The organism is Pseudactinotalea sp. Z1748 (assembly GCF_049725185.1).
Lineage (GTDB): Bacteria > Actinomycetota > Actinomycetes > Actinomycetales > Beutenbergiaceae > CALKWS01.
Genome location: NZ_JBMPQB010000001.1, coordinates 205,962 through 222,870, shown reverse-complemented (window position 1 = coordinate 222,870; position 16,909 = coordinate 205,962). Strand labels below are relative to the sequence as shown.

General features: G+C 69.7%; 15 protein-coding genes and 1 tRNA gene. 11 read left to right on the top strand and 5 right to left on the bottom strand.

Translation table 11 applies throughout. The features are described 5' to 3' along the window. Positions 1–63 precede the first annotated feature (63 nt). The 3 genes from ACO0LU_RS01140 to ACO0LU_RS01130 all read left to right on the top strand — a co-directional run bounded on the left by ACO0LU_RS01140 (position 64) and on the right by ACO0LU_RS01130 (position 2,065). Positions 64–137: transfer RNA gene (locus ACO0LU_RS01140), tRNA-Pro, on the top strand. 67 nt (positions 138–204) lie between these two features. Next, positions 205–1,386, top strand: a complete 1,182-nt coding sequence (locus ACO0LU_RS01135) for an ROK family protein (protein ID WP_424789595.1) — start codon at positions 205–207, stop codon at positions 1,384–1,386. Positions 1,387–1,579: 193 nt separating this feature from the next. Continuing rightward, positions 1,580–2,065, top strand: a complete 486-nt coding sequence (locus ACO0LU_RS01130; RefSeq protein WP_424789594.1) for an NUDIX hydrolase — start codon at positions 1,580–1,582, stop codon at positions 2,063–2,065. Positions 2,066–2,094: 29 nt separating this feature from the next. Here ACO0LU_RS01130 and ACO0LU_RS01125 read toward each other — a convergent pair whose 3' ends face one another. Together ACO0LU_RS01125 and ACO0LU_RS01120 are read right to left on the bottom strand one after the other, a co-directional pair. Continuing rightward, entirely contained in the window at positions 2,095–3,195 is a 1,101-nt protein-coding gene (locus ACO0LU_RS01125) for a 3-deoxy-7-phosphoheptulonate synthase (RefSeq protein WP_424789593.1), read from the bottom strand. A 216-nt stretch (positions 3,196–3,411) separates the two neighbouring features. Next, a complete protein-coding gene (locus tag ACO0LU_RS01120; RefSeq protein ID WP_424789592.1) occupies positions 3,412–4,170 on the bottom strand; it encodes a TetR/AcrR family transcriptional regulator in 759 nt (252 codons plus the stop codon). A gap of 116 nt (positions 4,171–4,286) precedes the next feature. Here ACO0LU_RS01120 and ACO0LU_RS01115 point away from each other — a divergent pair, with 116 nt between their 5' ends. The 4 genes from ACO0LU_RS01115 (at position 4,287) to ACO0LU_RS01100 (ending at position 8,749) form a co-directional block, all read left to right on the top strand. Continuing rightward, entirely contained in the window at positions 4,287–5,312 is a 1,026-nt protein-coding gene (locus tag ACO0LU_RS01115) for an ATP-binding cassette domain-containing protein (RefSeq protein ID WP_424789591.1), read from the top strand. Then, positions 5,309–6,103 carry an ABC transporter permease gene (locus tag ACO0LU_RS01110; protein WP_424789590.1) on the top strand — a complete coding sequence of 265 codons (795 nt, stop codon included), beginning with the start codon at positions 5,309–5,311 and terminating at the stop codon, positions 6,101–6,103. The genes ACO0LU_RS01115 and ACO0LU_RS01110 overlap by 4 nt, the downstream gene beginning before the upstream one ends. A 38-nt stretch (positions 6,104–6,141) precedes the next feature. After that, positions 6,142–6,912: a copper resistance CopC family protein gene (locus ACO0LU_RS01105; RefSeq protein WP_424789589.1), complete on the top strand. Its 771-nt coding sequence runs from the start codon at positions 6,142–6,144 to the stop codon at positions 6,910–6,912. A gap of 130 nt (positions 6,913–7,042) precedes the next feature. After that, positions 7,043–8,749 carry an alpha/beta hydrolase family protein gene (locus tag ACO0LU_RS01100; protein WP_424789588.1) on the top strand — a complete coding sequence of 569 codons (1,707 nt, stop codon included), beginning with the start codon at positions 7,043–7,045 and terminating at the stop codon, positions 8,747–8,749. Positions 8,750–8,779: 30 nt separating this feature from the next. Here the strand turns inward: ACO0LU_RS01100 and ACO0LU_RS01095 are convergent, their stop codons facing one another. Together ACO0LU_RS01095 and ACO0LU_RS01090 are read right to left on the bottom strand one after the other, a co-directional pair. Next, positions 8,780–9,814 (bottom strand): aspartate-semialdehyde dehydrogenase, encoded by a 1,035-nt coding sequence (locus ACO0LU_RS01095; RefSeq protein WP_424789587.1) that lies wholly within the window; start codon positions 9,812–9,814, stop codon positions 8,780–8,782. Then, positions 9,814–11,088, bottom strand: a complete 1,275-nt coding sequence (locus ACO0LU_RS01090; RefSeq protein ID WP_424789586.1) for an aspartate kinase — start codon at positions 11,086–11,088, stop codon at positions 9,814–9,816. The genes ACO0LU_RS01095 and ACO0LU_RS01090 overlap by 1 nt, the downstream gene beginning before the upstream one ends. 186 nt (positions 11,089–11,274) lie before the next feature. Between ACO0LU_RS01090 and ectB the strand changes: the two genes are divergently transcribed. From ectB to ACO0LU_RS01070, 4 genes are all read left to right on the top strand, one after another. Next, positions 11,275–13,515, top strand: a complete 2,241-nt coding sequence (gene ectB, locus ACO0LU_RS01085; protein ID WP_424789585.1) for a diaminobutyrate--2-oxoglutarate transaminase — start codon at positions 11,275–11,277, stop codon at positions 13,513–13,515. After that, entirely contained in the window at positions 13,512–13,916 is a 405-nt protein-coding gene (locus ACO0LU_RS01080; RefSeq protein WP_424789584.1) for an ectoine synthase, read from the top strand. The genes ectB and ACO0LU_RS01080 overlap by 4 nt, the downstream gene beginning before the upstream one ends. Positions 13,917–14,051: 135 nt before the next feature. Then, a complete protein-coding gene (locus tag ACO0LU_RS01075) occupies positions 14,052–15,002 on the top strand; it encodes an ABC transporter ATP-binding protein (protein WP_424789583.1) in 951 nt (316 codons plus the stop codon). A 19-nt stretch (positions 15,003–15,021) separates the two neighbouring features. Further along, positions 15,022–16,164 carry an ABC transporter permease gene (locus ACO0LU_RS01070; RefSeq protein ID WP_424789582.1) on the top strand — a complete coding sequence of 381 codons (1,143 nt, stop codon included), beginning with the start codon at positions 15,022–15,024 and terminating at the stop codon, positions 16,162–16,164. A 94-nt stretch (positions 16,165–16,258) separates the two neighbouring features. On the opposite strand, the gene ACO0LU_RS01065 is transcribed toward ACO0LU_RS01070, so the two are convergent. Continuing rightward, positions 16,259–16,885 carry a DUF5063 domain-containing protein gene (locus tag ACO0LU_RS01065; protein WP_424789581.1) on the bottom strand — a complete coding sequence of 209 codons (627 nt, stop codon included), beginning with the start codon at positions 16,883–16,885 and terminating at the stop codon, positions 16,259–16,261. Positions 16,886–16,909 lie beyond the last annotated feature (24 nt).

Genomic DNA, 16,909 nt, shown 5'->3' with positions numbered 1-16,909 from the left:
TGATCAGTCCCACCCGGAGCCGATTTCACCTCGGGTGCCCACCTCGGCTATCCTGACCGGGCTCGGGGTGTGGCGCAGCTTGGTAGCGCGCCTCGTTCGGGACGAGGAGGTCGTGGGTTCAAATCCCGCCACCCCGACGATGGAGGGCCCTGATCTGCACCATGTGCAGGTCAGGGCCCTCGTGCTTCGTGATTCACTGAAACCATGAGCCAACCGGTGCGAGTGGCCACCCGGACCACGGGTGCGGGTGAGTTGTTCCAGTTGTTCCGCAACGGGTCCGCCCGCACCCGCGCGGAGTTGGTCCGCATCACCGGGCAGTCCCGCTCCACCATCGCCGCCCGGGTCGACTCCCTGCTGGCCGCCGGTCTGATCGCCCCGGCCGGTGAAGCGAGTTCGACCGGCGGCCGTCCGCCCACCACCTTCGCCTTCCAGTCGGACGTCCGCGTGCTACTCGCGGTGGACCTCGGCGCCACGCACGCCCGCCTCGCCCTGACCGACCTTGCCGCCAACGTGCTCGCCCGGACCTACGCCACCCAACCGATCGCCGACGGACCCGAATCGGTCCTGACCCATGTGGTGACGGCCGGGCGCGACCTGGTGGCCAGCGCCGGTCGCACCCTGACCGACCTGGTGGCGGTCGGTGTGGGGCTGCCCGGCCCGGTGGAGCACTCCACCGGACGCCCGATCAACCCGCCGATCATGCCGGGCTGGGACGACACCGACGTCCCGGCGATCCTGGCCGCCGGACTGGGCACCACGGTGCTGGTGGACAACGACGTGAACATCATGGCGCTGGGTGAGCACCGCACCTGGTGGCCCGGCGTGGCCGACATGCTCTTCGTCAAACTCGGCACCGGGATCGGGGCGGGCATCATCTCCGAAGGAGTGCTGCACCGCGGGGCCCAGGGCTCGGCCGGGGACATCGGGCACGTGGCGGTGCCCAGCGGTGCGCAGGTGCCGTGCCGGTGTGGGAACCTCGGCTGCCTGGAGGCGATCGCCGGGGGTGCTGCCATCGCCGAGACACTGGCGCGGGAGGGCCTGGCCGCCCGCACCAGCTCCGACGTGGTCGCCCTGGTGCGCTCCGGCGACCACGCCGCCACCCGGGCGGTGCACCAGGCGGGACGGGAGATCGGCTCCGTACTGGCCGCCGCGGTGAGCCTGCTCAACCCCTCGATCGTGGTGATCGGGGGGATCCTCGCCGAGGCCGGGGAGCAACTGGTCGCCGGGATCCGCGAGGTGGTCTACCGGCGCTCACTGCCGCTGGCCACCCAGGACCTGCAGATCGTGCTCTCCAAGGGGCGGGAGAACGCCGGCGTGCTCGGAGCCAGCGCGATGGCGATCGACCACGTCCTCTCCCCCGCCGAGATCGAGGCCCTCATCGCCTGAGCCGCCCACGGTCGTGGGCTGGTTCATCACCCTGCAATGCCTTTGCGCCGGCCCCGCCACCGGGAGCCGAGGGCGAGCGTGACAGCCGAGGGCGAGTGCCAGCAGGCTCGCCCTCGACGGCCAGGCTCGCCATCGAGGCCATTGGCGGCGATCCTGCGCCGCGGCCGCCGGCCACCATGGCAGGCTCACCAGCATGCCCATCCCCGAGTTCATCCGAACCCTGCGCACCCGGATCGGTCACGACCTGCTGTGGCTGCCCGGACTCAGCGCGGTCGTCCTGCGCGAGGACGGGTCGATCCTGCTCGGCAAACGCTCCGACAACGGGTTGTGGGCGGTCATCTCCGGCATCCCCGAGCCCGGGGAGGAACCGGTGCCGGCCCTCGAACGGGAGATCACCGAGGAGACCGGTGTGGTCGCCCGGGTGCGCGCCCTGGCCTCGATCCGCGCTACCCCGGTGATCACCCACGGCAACGGCGACGTCGCCCAGTACCTGAACCTGAACTTCGTGGCCGACTACGTCTCCGGCACCGCCCGCGTGGGCGACGACGAGTCCGAGGCCGTGGGCTGGTTCCGACCGCAGGACCTGCCCGAGCCGCTGGCCGAGTCCACCATCGAGCGACTCACCGACGCCCGCGCATTCCTCGACCAGCCCGACGACGGACCGCTGCTGGCCCGCTGAGGCCCGCGCGGATCCGGCCGGCGAGGCCGTCAGCCGGCGACCAGTGCCTCACCCGGCGCCGTCGCGGGCGCACCCACCCGGCGGGCCCGGACGGCCGCGGCCAGCTGCTCCAGCACCTGCTCGGTGGTCTCCCAGGACATGCACGCATCGGTGACGGACTGCCCGTACACCAACCCGGCCGGCGCCGGCTGCTGGCGCCCCGCCACCAGGAAACTCTCCAGCATCACCCCGGCGATGCCGTCCTGGCCCGTGGCCACCTGTGCGGCGATCTCCCCGGCCACCTGGGCCTGGCGCACGTGGTCCTTGCCCGAGTTCCCGTGCGAGGCGTCCACCACCAGCCGCCGCCCGCGCCCACCAACCTCCAGCAGATCCAGGGCATCGGTCAGGGCCGGTGGGGCGTAGTTGGGGCCGCTGCGCCCACCCCGCAGGATCACGTGTGCGTCGGCGTTGCCGGTGGTGCGCACCACGGCGCTGCGCCCGCCGGAGTCCACGCCCAGGAAGGTCTGCTCCGCACCCGCGGCCACAGTGCCGTCGATGGCCACCTGCACGTCGCCGTCGGAGGAGTTCTTGAAGCCGATCGGCATCGACAGGCCCGAGGCGAGTTGGCGATGTAGTTGGGACTCCACGGTTCGAGCCCCGATCGCGCCATAGCTGACCGTATCGGCGATGTACTGCGGTGAGGTGGTCTCCAGGAACTCACACGCCACACCCACACCGGTGGCCAGCACGTCCAGCAGCACCTGTCGGGCCAGCCGCAATCCGCGCGGGATGTCGTAACTGCCGTCCATCCCGGGATCGTTGATCAGGCCCTTCCACCCCGTGGTGGTACGGGGCTTTTCGAAGTACACCCGCATCACCACGTGCAGGTCCTCATCGAGCTCCTCGGTCAGCACCGCCAACCGCCGCGCGTAGTCCAGTGCGGCGGCGGGGTCGTGCACCGAGCAGGGACCGACGACGACGAGCAAGCGGTCATCGGAACCGTCCAGGATGCGCTGGGCTGCTCTGCGCGAGCGGGCGACGAGGTCCGCGCCCGCGGCGGGCAGCGGCAACTCGGTAAGCACCTGTGCCGGTGTGGGCAGTGCCTGCATACTGCGCACCCGCAGGTCGTTGGTGCGTTCAGCAGTGAGCATGGGGGTCCTCTCGGTTCGGGCGGACCGCCCTGACCGGAGCGACCGCCTCATGAATGGCGAAAGGCGCGGACCTTGGGGTCCACGCCTTGTGTCGGCTCCGGTTGCGCGTCAGTTCGTCAACGCGCCGGCCGGGGCCGACACGCTAAACCAATACTGGGTCGCACAACGCATGCCTCCACCCTACACCCGTACCGATGGGGCGGTGCGGGCCGGGGCCTACTCGGTGGCGGCGGCGTCCAAGCGCTCGATTCCGGCGATCATCCAGTCCAGGCCCATGCTGTACTCCACGTCGACGTCCTGCGACTCCCCCGAGTCGGGTCTGGCGACGTACTCCCCCGCCCGGGTCATCGGGCCCAGGGTGGGCAGGCGCTCATCGGTGATGACTTCGCTGAGCAGCGCCAGACCCTCGGCATCGAGGGTGAGATCTTCTGCCGAGGTCAGTTCCTGCTCCAGCCGGACGAACCCAGCCACCATCAGGCTGAGGTTCAGCACCACGGCGATCTTCTGCTCCATCGTGATCCGAACCGTCGACAGCACCGCGAGCGCCCGGTCGGCGACCTCCATCGAGTTGGGCATCAGCAACGCGGTGGCGTTACGCGGGATCTCCAGCAGCCAGGGCCGGGCCCGGTAGATGTCGCGCAGGTGGGCGGCCCACTGCCGCAGGCCCTCCTGCCACCCCTCCGGGGGCGGCCACGTGCCGGACTTGGGCAGTTGCACGGCGGCGTCCTGCATGAGCGTCAGCAGTTCGTCCTTGCTGGAGACGTACCGGTACAGCGACATCGTGGTGAACCCCAGCGACTGCGCCACCCGCTGCATCGTCACCGCAGCCAGTCCGTCGGTATCGGCGATCTCGATCGCCGCGCTCACAATCCGCTCATGGCTCAGCGCGCGACTCGGCCCGCGCTGGGGCGCCTCAAGCATCCCCCAGGCGATGGCCACCACTCGCGGGATGCCGTGCTCGGTCGTGTCCTTCATGCCACCTCACTGCGCTGGGTCCGATCGCCCAATGGTGGCACGTGCCGGCGGTGCCAGTGCGCCCGGTTCGGAAATTGACTGTGTACGACATCCACTGCGTGTGTCATGCTCTGTATATGTCACACGCAAAACAGAAGCGCACCATGTCATCCGCACCGGCCATCGAAGTCACCGGACTGCGCAAGGCCTACGGCACCCACACCGTCCTGGATGGCCTGGACCTGAGGGTCGATGAGCGCATCCACGCCCTGCTCGGACCCAATGGTGCCGGTAAGACCACCTTGATCAACATCCTGTCCACCCTCGTCCCACCCGACGCCGGCAGCGTCCGCATCCTGGGCCGCGCCCTGCCCCGGGACCGACGCACAGTGCAGCGCATGATCAGCCTGACCGGTCAGTTCGCCGCCGTGGACGAACTCCTCTCCGGTACCGAGAACATGGTGATGATGGGCAGGCTCATGGGCCTGTCCCGCGCAGACGCGCGCACCCGCGGTGCCGACCTGTTGCACCAGTTCGATCTGACCGAGGCAGCGAGTAAGGCGGTGAGCACCTACTCCGGAGGGATGCGGCGCCGTCTCGACCTGGCCATCAGCATGATCTGCGCCCCGGCGCTGCTGTTCCTGGACGAACCCACCACCGGCCTGGATACGCGCAGCCGGCAGGGTCTGTGGGATCAGATCCGCGCCCTCGCCCAGGCGGGGACCACCGTGTTCCTCACCACGCAGTACCTGGAGGAGGCCGACGTGCTCGCCGAGCGGATCTCGGTGCTGGACCGGGGCACGATCGTGGCCCAGGGAACCCCGGAGGAACTGAAATCCGGGGTAGGAGGCACCGTTCTGCAACTGCGCGACGACGAGGGTCACCTGACCAGCGAGTTCCCCACTGACGGCTCGGTCGGCCACGTCACCCACATCCTGGCCGATCTGGCCAGGAGCCAGCCCGGGGCACGGGTGTCCCTGCGCCGCCCCACCATGGACGAGGCGTTCCTGCACCTGACCGGCGCCGGACCGGCTCCGGACCCGGGTGCCCAGGCGGATCCGGCCGACCCGGGCGCCTCCGGCCCGACGCCGGGCGCACCGGTTCCCGCAGGCCCCCGCCCGGGGGGCGATACCCCCACCCGACTTCAAGGAGCACAGCGATGACCACGTTTCCCCTGACGCCCGGCTCCGGCGTCCTGCGCGCCTCCAGCATCTTCGTGGGGCGCAGCGTGCGTCACAGCCTGCGGGACGTGGAGTCCCTCCTGATGGCGGTGATCCTGCCGGTGATGATGTTGCTGCTGTTCACCTTCGTCTTCGGTGGGGCGATGGACGTCGGCGCAGGAGGCCGCACCGACTACCTCACCTACGTGGTGCCCGGCATCATCCTGACCTGCGCGGGGTTCGGCGCCGCCGGGACCGGGGTCTCGGTGAGCATGGACATGACCACCGGCACCATGAACCGGCTGCGTACCATGCCGATCCCCAGTGCGACCGTGCTGGCTGGCCACACCCTGGCCTCACTGGCACGGAACCTCGTCAGCACCGCGCTCGTGGTTGCCGTCGCGGTGGCGGTGGGCTACCGTCCCGGCGCGGGCATCCTTGATTGGGTCATCGCCACCGCCATCGTGGCGCTCTGGATCCTGGCTGTCACCGCACTGTTCGCCATGCTCGGGCTGATCGCCGAATCCCCCCAGGCGGCGAGCGGGTACGGGTTCATCCTGCTGTTCCTGCCCTACGCCTCCAGCGCCTTCGCACCGATCGAGACGATGCCGGCCTGGATGCAACCGTTCGCCGCCCACCAGCCGGTCACCCCGGTCGTCGAGACGATCCGCACGGCACTCGCCGGTGGCTCGGTGGGGTCCGAGGCGCTCGTGGCCCTGGCCTGGAGCGCCGGCGTCATCGCCGTGGCCGTCGCACTGACCGCGTGGTTCTTCCCGCGCCGAGTCGCCCGCTGAGGCATCCTGCCCCCCTGGGCCGAACTAGGCTAGGCGCCATGAGTAGTGCTCTCGTCCTCGCGTCCGCCCATCCACCGCGCCCGGCCTCTGCACCCGGGTGGGTGCGCCTGGTACGCGGCCTCGGCGTCGCGGTCGTCGGTGCCCTCGTCCTGGCCGTCGCCGTGGTCTGGTCGAGCCCGGCCCACGCCCACGCCGAACTGATCGAGTCAGACCCTGCCGACGGCGCCGAACTGAACGAGGCACCCGATGAGATCGTGTTGACCTTCAACGAGCACCTCGAGCAGATCGGAGCCGAGGTACTCATCACAGACGCCGACGGAAACGAGGTCCAGGACGGTGACCCCCGGATCAGCGGCCCGACGCTGAGCCACGACCTCACCGAGGACCGTCCGGCCGGGGAGTACACCGCGCAGTGGCGAGTGGTCTCCGCAGATGGGCACCCGGTCTCCGGGGAGTTCACCTTCACCGCTGCCGAGGCCACCGGCCCCGAAGCCGGGAGCGAGCCCGATGCCGGCGACGCAGCGCCGGATGCCACCGAGGACGGCGAGGCCCGCACGGGTGAGGGCGCGGGCAATCGTGACACCGATGCCGGGGATGAGGCTGCCGGCGGGGATGCCGCCGCCCAGGCCCCCGCAGATGAGGTCCCCGAGACCGAAGCCCAGCCGCTGCTCCCCTGGGGGTTGATCTTCGCCCTGGCCGGTGTCGGCGTGGTGCTGGCCCTGGTGGTGCGCGCGCGCCGCCAGCTCCGGGACCGCGAGGAAGCCGGACCCAGGGCGATCGATCCGGAGGATTCTGATCCGAACTCCTGATCCCGCTGGCCTGTACCCGCCCCCGCGCTGGGAGCAACGCTTCCGGGCCGGGCGCGTCTTCCTGCCCGAGTGGGCCTCCCTGGCGCCGGAGCGGGCGGCACTGATCGCCAGCTCCGGGGGCGCATTGCAGGTGCACTCCTTCGAGTCCGGCACCGGGCGGCTGGTCCGGGCCACCGACCGTCCCGGCGGCACCACCCGCGCCACGATCGACCCCACCGGGCAGTGGATCTGGTGGTTCGACGACACCGACGGCAACGAGTTCGGCACATGGCGGCGCCAACCCTTCGGCTCCACGCCGCCCCGCTACTCCTTCGGCTCCACCCTGCATCGCCACGAGAGCGCCATCGACCTTGCCCCGGCCTACGACGCCGGGCTCGTGCTGGGCGCCGACGGCACCGCGATCGTGGGACGCTCCGATCCGCGTTACGGCACCCAGGTCCACCAGGTGCTGGTAGGCGCAGCCGGTTACGGGGCCACGGCGCCGGTGCCGCTGTACGCCCACGCCCAGGACGCCCGGGTGGCCGCACTGAGTCGGGACGGGAACCTGGTGGCGATCAGCCACTCCGAACGGGGGGACGCCCTGCACCCGGCGATCAGGGTGGTGCGCGCGGACACCGGCACCGTGGTGGCGGACCTCGACGACGGTGCGGGCCTGGGCCTGTGGGCGCAATCGTTCGCGCCGGTCGCCGGGGACCACCGGCTCCTGGTCCGCCACGAGCGCACCGGCAGCCCGGCGCTGCTCATCTGGGATGTGGTCAATTCGCTGCAGCGACCGGTGGACCTGGGCCTGCCGGGCGACGTGGCGGGCGCCTCCTGGGCCCCCGACGCCCGCTCGCTCCTGGTCAGTGTGGACCACCGTGCCCGCACCCTGCTGTACCGTTACCGGCTCTCCGACGGCCGCACCCACGCCGTCGGGCCCAGGTCGGGCACGGTCACCGCCGCCACGCCACGCCCGGACGAGGACGCCTGGGCACACTGGTCCTCAGCGGCCGAGCCCCCGGCGGTCACGGCGACCAGCACCGGTGCCGAACTTCTGCACGTGGGCACCCGGGCGCCGTCGTCGGTCCCGGTGACCGACGTCTGGGCGGACGGGCCGGGCGGGGCCGTGCATGCGCTGCTGCGCCGCCCGCCCGGGGTCAGCGAACCCCACCCGGTGGTCGTGCGCCTGCACGGCGGCCCGCACGCTCACGACACCGACGCCTTCGACGCGGAGGCCGCGGCGTGGGTCGATCACGGCCTGGCCGTGCTCAACGTGAACTTCCGCGGCTCCACCGGATACGGCAACACCTGGCGCGAGGGGCTGGGTGCCGACACCGGGTTCGCCGAACTCGCCGACGTGGCTGCCGTGCACCAGACACTGATCGATGACGGCGTGCTGGACCCGGGAAGGTCGGTGCTGTCCGGCAAGGGCTGGGGCGGGTACCTGACCCTGCTGGGTCTGGGCACCCAGCCCGAACGATGGGCGGCCGCCATCGCCGTGGCGCCGGTGGCCGACACCGTCGAGGCTTACCGCAGCGAGTCCGCGGCGCGCCAGGCGTGGGACCGGTCCATGTTCGGCGGGACGCCGGAGCAAGTGCCGCAGGCCTACCGCAAGGCCTCCCCGATAACGTACGTGGACCAGGTGCGCGCGCCGGTGCTGATCGGGGCCTCCCGCAACGACACCCGCGGGCCGATCGGCCAGATCGAGGGATACGTCCAGGCGCTGCGCGCCGCGGGCGGTCACGTCTCGACCAGCGTGGACAACCTGGGGCACGGCACCCATGTGGACACCGACCGGATCGCGCAGATGCGCGCTCAATTGGTGTTCGTGCACGAACACGTGCCTCCGGCCCGCTAGTGTCCGGGGGCTGAGCGCTGGGCCCAGCGCTCAGCCCTGGGCGAGCAACTCCGCGATCTGGATGGTGTTCAGGGCTGCGCCCTTGCGCAGGTTGTCACCGGACACGAAGAGCGCGAGCCCGCGACCGTCCGGAACGCCCGGGTCGGTGCGGATGCGCCCGACGAGGCTGTCATCGATCCCAGCCGCATCCAGCGGGGTGGGTACCTCCTGCAGCCGTACGCCCGAGGCGCCGGAGAGCACCTGACGGGCCCGCTCCGGGCTGATCGGGCGCTCGAACTCGGCGTTGATGGACAACGAGTGCCCGGTGAATACCGGCACCCGCACGCAGGTTCCCGACACCAGCAGATCCGGAAGGCCCAGGATCTTGCGGGACTCGTTGCGCAGCTTCTGGTCCTCGTCGGTCTCACCGGAGCCGTCATCGACCAGGGAACCGGCCAGGGGCAGCACGTTGAACGCGATCGGCGCGGTGTAGGTGGCCGGCTCCGGCAGGTTCAACGCGTGCCCGTCATGGGTCAGGGCGGCCAGATCCTGCTCCACCGCGGCCCGCGCCTGGGTCTGCAGTTCGTCCACGCCCGCCAGCCCGGATCCGGAGACCGCCTGGTAGGTCGAGACGATCAGTCGTTGCAGCCCCGCCTCGGAGTGCAGCACCTTGAGCACCGGCATCGCGGCCATGGTCGTGCAGTTGGGGTTGGCCACGATGCCCTTGGGGATGTGGCGCAGGGCCTCGGGGTTGACCTCGGAGACCACCAGCGGGACGTCGGGGTCGGACCGGAAGGCCGAGGAGTTGTCCACCACGACCGCGCCGGCCTCGGCGAACCGGGGAGCCAGGGTCCTGGAGGTACCCGAACCGGCCGAGAACAGCGCGATGTCGACGCCCTCGACGTCGGCTGTGGTGCTGTCCTCCACCACGATCTGCTCATCGCCCCACGGCAGGGTGGTGCCGGCCGAACGCGGTGAGGCCAGGAAGCGGACCCGATCAGCCGGGAAGTTGCGCTGCGCCAGCAGGGTGCGCATGACTTCACCGACCTGCCCGGTGGCTCCCACGATTGCCAGGTCGACACCCATCAGCGTCCCGTCCCTCCGTAGACCACGGCCTCGACCTCATCGGCGTCCAGGTCGAACGCCTCGTGCACAGCGCGGACCGCCTTGTCCAGGTCCCGCCGCCGGGTCACCACCGAGATCCGGATCTCCGAGGTGGAGATCATCTCGATGTTGATGCCGGCATCGCGGATGGCACCGAACAACTTCGCGGCCACCCCGGGGTGGGATCGCATCCCGGCGCCGACGAGTGAGAGTTTGCCCACGCCGTTGTCGAAGACCACGTCGTGGTAGCCGATCTCGTCCCGGCAGGCGCGCAACGCGTTCGCGGCGGATTCGGCGTGTTCGGTGGTCAGGGTGAAGGAGATGTCGGTGACGCCGCTGCCCTTGGTGGTGGGGACGTTCTGCACGATCATGTCCAGGTTGATGCCGGCCGCGGCGACTGCCTCGAACACTCGGGCGGCCGAACCGGGGATGTCGGGTACGTCGATGACGGTCACCTTCGCCTGGGACCTGTCGTGTGCGACGCCGGAGATCAGGGGGTCTTCCATGCTTCCTTCTTCGGGTTCTTCATCGGTGACCAGGGTGCCGGAGTTCTCCGAGAACGAACTGCGGACGTGCAGGGTGACGCCGTAGCGGCGAGCGTACTCGACGGCTCGCAGGTGCAGGATCTTCGCGCCGTGGGCTGCCATCTCCAGTGTTTCCTCGGTGGAGATGCGTTCGATCCGCCGGGCCGTGGGCACGATCCGGGGATCGGCAGTGAACATGCCGTCGACGTCGGTGTAGATCTCGCACACCTCGGCCTGCAGCGCGGCTGCCAGTGCCACCGCGGTGGTGTCCGAACCGCCCCGGCCCAGCGTGGTGACGTCGTTGGTGGTCTGGGTGACGCCCTGGAACCCGGCCACGATCGCGACCGAGCCGCCGTCGACGCTGGCCTGGATCCGTTTCGGGGTGACCTCGGCGATCCGGGCGTTGCCGTGCGCGGTGTCGGTGATGACCCCGGCCTGTTGTCCGGTGAAGGCCTGGGCATTGACGCCCAGTTCGGAGATCGCCATCGCCAGCAGCGCCATCGAGATGCGTTCCCCGGCGGTCAGCAGGATGTCCATCTCCCGGGCCGGGGGGTTGGGACTGATCTGCCTGGCCAGGTCCAGCAGTTCATCGGTCGTGTCACCCATCGCGGAGACGACGACGACCACCTCGTGACCAGCACGTTTGGTGTCGACGACCCGTTTGGCGACACGGGCGATACTGGCGGCGTCGGACACCGACGATCCGCCGAACTTCTGGACGATGAGGGTCACAGGCACTCCGCTGGAGATCAATGTTTGGTGAGCAGCGCTACTGGTGATGCGTACCGGGTGCGTCTCAACTGAAGGGCATCGCGAGAGTGTGCTGCTCGGAACCGGCCGGCGGGGATGGACGCACGCGCCACGTACCCGTCCTGACCCGCGGCCGGGACAACCCGCCCTCGACCGACGTGCCCGACCATGCTCGCATCACAAGCGCACCAGATACCCAATCACACTTTCAGTCCGGAGCTACCACTTGATAATACTCCCGCCGCTCACTCACCGGTTCCGCCGCACACATCGGCATCTGGGCGCAATCGCGACGAAGCCGCGGATTCTCAGCCCTTCCGGCGCAGGTTCACCTGTGCCGGACCACCGAACTCCCGGGTCGGCGACCTTGTGACGTGTCTAACGATCTCACCGGGGCTCCCTCGGGCCGACGTGATTCGTCTCACTATCCGGACGAGATTTCAATTGATTTACCCGCCATTGATCCACCCCGAGCTTCGGTTGCGCTACCAACGATTACCCCGAATCCACTCGCCGGCGATCCGCCCCACCTGGGCCCGGATCAGCCCCGGGGACCGGTTTAGATCCGGCCGCAACCTCGCTACGGTGAATGGCGGTATGACTACTTCCACAACGACCCCGCCCCCTACTGCCCAGATTACTTTTCGAAACCCAACCGTTGAGGACGGCGCCGCCATGTGGCGCCTGGCGCGCGATTCCGGATCCCTCGATCTGAACACCTCCTACGCCTACCTGTTGTTCGCCAGGGACTTCGCGCAGACCTGTCGCATCGTCGAGGTTGACGGTGAACCTGCCGGCTTCGTACTCGGCTACCGTCGTCAGTCCGAGCCCGAGACCCTGTTCGTATGGCAGATCGCCGTTGCCGCCGAGCACCGCGGTCGCCAACTGGGTCTGCGCCTGCTTGACGACGTGGCGACCGAGGCCACCTACGTCGAGGCGACCATCACTGCGGACAACACCGCCTCACAGCGGTTGTTCACCAGTTTCGCCCGCTCCCGCGGCACCGAACTGAACCGCCGCGAGATGTTCACCACCGAAGACTTCCCCGACGGCCACGAGGCCGAGGGGTTAGTGCGCATCGGCCCGATGCGCACGAACGCCAATGAAACGGAGACCCGTCCTATGAGCACTGTCGAACTGGAATCCCAGGTTCGCAGTTACTCCCGGTCCTGGCCCACCTCGTTCGATCGCGCCTCCGGCGCGACGATCCACGACGTCGACGGCCGGGCCTATCTTGACTTCTTCGCCGGCGCCGGGGCCCTGAACTACGGCCACAACCACCCGCACCTGAAGGAAACGCTGCTGGACTACTTCACCAGCGACCGGGTGGTGCACTCCCTGGACATGTTCACCCCGGCACGGGACGACTTCCTGGCCACCTTCCACAACGAGATCCTCAAGCCCCGCGATCTCGACTACAAGATGGTGTTCCCCGGACCGGGCGGCGCCAACGCCGTCGAGGCCGCACTGAAGTTGGCGCGCAAGGTCACCGGCCGGGAGTCGGTGGTGAACTTCACCAACGCCTTCCACGGTATGACGCTCGGGGCACTGTCGGTGACCGGAAACGCGATGAAGCGTGGCGGAGCGGGCCTGCCCCTGGTACATGCCACCCCGATGCCCTACGACGACTACTTCAACGGGGACGTCCCGGACTTCATCTACCTCGAGAAGTTGCTCGGCGATGGTGGCGGGGGCCTGAACGAGCCCGCCGCGGTGATCGTGGAGACCGTCCAGGGTGAGGGTGGGCTCAACACGGCCCGCGCCGAGTGGCTGCGCAACTTGTCCGAGTTGTGCAAGAAGCACGGCGTGCTGCTCATCATCGATGACATCCAGATGGGTGTGGGACGCACCGGTTCGTTCTTCAGTTTCGAAGAGGCCGGCATCGTCCCGGACATCGTCACACTGTCCAAGTCCCTCTCCGGGTACGGCCTGCCGATGGCCGTCACCCTGATCCGTCCGGACCTGGACATCTGGTCACCGGGTGAGCACAACGGCACCTTCCGTGGCATCGGCCCGGCCTTCGCTACCGCTGCCGAGTCCATTCGTCACTTCTGGCGGGATGAGTCGTTGAAGCAGCAGACCGTCGCCCGCGGCCTGCAGGTCGAGTCCCGGTTCAACCGCATCGTGGCCCAGTACGAGGAGCACCAGCTGGTGGCCAAGGGCCGCGGCATGGCCCGGGGACTGCAGTTCGCCAACGGTGAGCTCGCCGACCAGGTCACTACGACTGCATTCGAGCGTGGCCTGCTCGCCGAGACCTCCGGCCCGGAGGGTGAGGTGCTGAAGTTGCTGCCGCCGCTGACCATGACCAAGGATGAGTTCGAGCGCGGCATGACCATCCTCGAGGAGTCCATCGACGACGTCCTCGCCGCCAACCCGGCCGACAAGATTGAGGAGCTCGCCACATCATGATCGTCCGCCACCTGGATGACATCTCCGACACCGACGCCGACATCACGACCGAGAACTGGCGCTCGCGCCGGATCGTGCTGGCCAAGGACCGCGTCGGGTTCTCTCTCCACGAGACCGTCCTGAAGCCCGGCACGATGAACGAGTTCTGGTACGCCAACCACATCGAGGCGGTCTTCATCACCGAGGGCGAGGGGGACATCACCGACGTCGCCACCGGCGAGGTGCATGAACTGCGGCCCGGGTCGATGTACCTGCTCGACCAGCACGACAAGCACGTCCTGCGCCCACGCACGCAGATGCGCACCGTGTGCGTGTTCAATCCGCCGGTGACCGGCCGGGAAGTGCACGACGAGAACGGCGTCTACCCGCTGATCAAGGAAGACCCGCTGCAGCCGGCCTGAGCGCCCCAGCACACCCAGTGGCACGATCCCCGCGAGCCGGGGGTTGTGCCACGGTCGTTCCTGCGCACGAAACCTTCACCCATCCGGCGCCACCGCCTACTGGGAAGCGGGGCCGCACGGGCCTAGATTGTGCTCATGGCAACAACCGCCGATGCCGTGCCCCCCGTCACGCCGCCGGCTACCCCACCGGCGATCTGGGCCCGGGGTCTGTCCCGGGCCTTCGGTGAGGTGCGAGCCGTGGACGCCGTGGACCTGGATGTACGCCGGGGCAGCGTCACCGCGCTGATCGGCCCGAACGGGTCGGGCAAGACCACATTGTTGCTCATGCTCGCCGGGCTGCTCGCCCCGGACACCGGGGAATTGCTGGTGGCCGGCGCGGACCCGACGCGCTCGGCGCAGGCCCGGTCACGGATCGGGTGGATGCCCGATGCCTTCGGCACCTGGGAATCCCTGAGCGCCACCGAGATCCTCACCACGATGGGTGGCGCCTACCGGCTCGGACCGACCCAGAGCCGCCGTCGTGCCGCCGAGTTGCTGGCGACCGTGCACCTGAGTGAGTTCGCCGATGCGCCTGCCCAGGTGCTCTCCAGGGGGCAGAAACAGCGCCTGGGGATGGCCCGGGCGCTGGTGAACCGGCCGCAGGTGCTGTTGCTGGACGAACCGGCCTCGGGCCTGGACCCGCGCTCACGGATCGACATGCGGACGCTGCTGCGCTCCCTCGCGCAGGCGGGCACCACCGTGCTGATTTCCTCCCACGTGTTGGCCGAACTGGACGAGATGGTCGACGACGCGGTGTTCCTGGCGCGCGGTGCCACGGTCTCCTCGGCCGGGTTGCTCGCCGCGACCAGCGCCCAACGGCGCTGGCGGCTGCACAGTCTGGATGCCACCGCACTCACCGTCTGGGCCGACCGTGCCCAGGTCAGGCTGATCCCGGACACCGACGCACCTGCGGGGGCCGCCACCGTCCTGGTGGAACTGCCCGATGAGCGGGCCGCGGCACGGTTGCTCGCCGATGCGGTGGGGGCCGGAGTGCCGATCAGCGAGTTGGCGCGCCGGTCGGCGGGCTGCTGGAGCAGGCCTATCTGACGTTGGACGCGGACCGGCGATGACCACCGGGACCCCCACCTCCCGGCACCCGGGTGGCGCCGACCCGGGCGGCCCGGAGCACCCGTTCGGCCCGGCCCCGGTGGAACCGGCCGAGCAGCGGGCGCGCGCGGTGAGTTGGCAGGGTATCCGCACCGTCCTGGTGCTGGAGTTGCGCCAGCGGGTGCGCTCGACCCGGTGGAAGGTGGCCCTGGTGGCCTTCTTCGTACTCGTGGGGGTGGTCTCCATCCTGTTGCACCAGGCCCTGACCACCGTGGGCGGGGCGCCCGGGAGCCGTTTCGTCTACGAGTTGATCCTGATGTTCGTGCTCGGCCTGGGGCTGCTGGTCACGCCGACCTTGTCCTCCACCGCCATCAACGGGGACCGTCAGGCCGGCACGTTGGCGATCATGCAGATCACCAAACTCAGCCCGGTCGATCTGGCGCTGGGGAAGTTACTGGCCGGGTGGTTCGCCGCGCTGTCCTTCCTGGCGGTCTCGATGCCCTTCCTGATCTGGTCCTGGGTCCTGTCCCGCACCGGTATCGGACGCCTGGCCCTGGCCCTCGTGGTGCTGGCGTTGCTGCTGGTGGTGGTGTGCGCGGTCAGCCTGGGATTTTCCGCAGTGACGAACCGTCCGGCCGGGTCCACCGTGTTGTCCTATCTGACCGTGGGCACCCTGAGCATCCTTTGTCTGGTGCTGTTCGGGCTGACGTTCCCGTTGATCACCCAGGAGCGGGAGGTGCAGGTGTACACCGTGCCCTTCGCCCAGGGCGAGGATGCCCGGTGCCGTTGGGAGACCCACCTGCAATCAGTCTCCGACACCGACCGCACCTGGTGGCTGCTGGCGGTGAACCCGTTCGTGATCCTCGCTGACTCAGCTGCGCCGTCGATCGACCCCGCCGACAGGTACTCCTCCGAGGGGCCCCTGGGAGCGATCCGGGGCGCGGTGCAACTGGCCCGCGAGGGGCCGAGCGCGCAGGTGGATCAGTGCTGGAGCGGCAACTACGGTCCGGACGCACCCGAACCGCCGGCGCTGTCCCAGACGCCCCACTGGCCCTGGGGGCTGGGTCTGCACCTGCTGCTGGGGGCCGGTGGCCTGACCCTCGCCATCCGCCGGCTGGCGGTGCCCTACCGGACCCTGCCCCGGGGAGCGCGAGTCGCCTGACCGCACGGTCCCATGGCGTGGCCGACGACGGCGCACGCGGGCTTCGCGCGACGCTTCGGTGCCGGCGCGGGTCGCAGCGTGGACGGGCGCCGGGTCAGTCACCCGATGCGGGGGTGCCCCGGGCCGGCCGGCCGTCCGCTGCCACCTCGCCGGGCGTGGCGTGCAGGGCGTGGAACTCGGCGTCAGCGGCAACCTCGTCGTCAACGTCCAGGCGCAGGTGCGCGATCAGGCTGATCAGGACCCGGGTGGCGCTGGTGGCTCGTTCACCCCACACCGAGAGGTAGGAGAACTGCCACCACCACAGCGCCTCGTCGGGGTGTCCGGCGCGGTGATGCTGCAGCCCGGTGGACAGCGCGGTGGCGATGTCGGCCAGGTCGTCGCTGAGCCGGGCGGTACCGGTGTCGGCGCTGATGAGCGGGTCGATCACCTCGGAGTAGGCATCCAACCCCTCGAGCACGTTCGCCAGGGAGACCCGCAGCGGCTCACTGTCGACCTCGGGGCCGTCGTCGGGCTCGAACCGGTGGGCCGGGACCACGTCGGTGATGGCGCCCAGCCGCGCGCCGGCGGTGACCAGATCCGAGACCGCGAGCAGCAGCAGCGGGATCGCCACGCCCGGGCTGGACCCGGAGGCCACCTCCTTGGTGGTGCTGAGGAACTGCTCGGCTACCGCTGCGGTCGCCGTACCCAGCACGCGCAGGTCCGCATCGAGACTCGCTTCCATCGGTTACCCACCTTCGGTGTCGTT

Bases quoted from the DNA above. Each gene is read 5' to 3' on its own strand.
- ACO0LU_RS01135 (WP_424789595.1), top strand. From the start codon at position 205: ATGAGCCAACCGGTGCGAGTGGCCACCCGGACCACGGGTGCGGGTGAG.
- ACO0LU_RS01130 (WP_424789594.1), top strand. From the start codon at position 1,580: ATGCCCATCCCCGAGTTCATCCGAACCCTGCGCACCCGGATCGGTCAC.
- ACO0LU_RS01125 (WP_424789593.1), bottom strand. From the start codon at position 3,195: ATGCTCACTGCTGAACGCACCAACGACCTGCGGGTGCGCAGTATGCAG.
- ACO0LU_RS01120 (WP_424789592.1), bottom strand. From the start codon at position 4,170: ATGAAGGACACGACCGAGCACGGCATCCCGCGAGTGGTGGCCATCGCC.
- ACO0LU_RS01115 (WP_424789591.1), top strand. From the start codon at position 4,287: ATGTCACACGCAAAACAGAAGCGCACCATGTCATCCGCACCGGCCATC.
- ACO0LU_RS01110 (WP_424789590.1), top strand. From the start codon at position 5,309: ATGACCACGTTTCCCCTGACGCCCGGCTCCGGCGTCCTGCGCGCCTCC.
- ACO0LU_RS01105 (WP_424789589.1), top strand. From the start codon at position 6,142: ATGAGTAGTGCTCTCGTCCTCGCGTCCGCCCATCCACCGCGCCCGGCC.
- ACO0LU_RS01095 (WP_424789587.1), bottom strand. From the start codon at position 9,814: ATGGGTGTCGACCTGGCAATCGTGGGAGCCACCGGGCAGGTCGGTGAA.
- ectB (WP_424789585.1), top strand. From the start codon at position 11,275: ATGCTCGCATCACAAGCGCACCAGATACCCAATCACACTTTCAGTCCG.
- ACO0LU_RS01080 (WP_424789584.1), top strand. From the start codon at position 13,512: ATGATCGTCCGCCACCTGGATGACATCTCCGACACCGACGCCGACATC.
- ACO0LU_RS01075 (WP_424789583.1), top strand. From the start codon at position 14,052: ATGGCAACAACCGCCGATGCCGTGCCCCCCGTCACGCCGCCGGCTACC.
- ACO0LU_RS01070 (WP_424789582.1), top strand. From the start codon at position 15,022: ATGACCACCGGGACCCCCACCTCCCGGCACCCGGGTGGCGCCGACCCG.
- ACO0LU_RS01065 (WP_424789581.1), bottom strand. From the start codon at position 16,885: ATGGAAGCGAGTCTCGATGCGGACCTGCGCGTGCTGGGTACGGCGACC.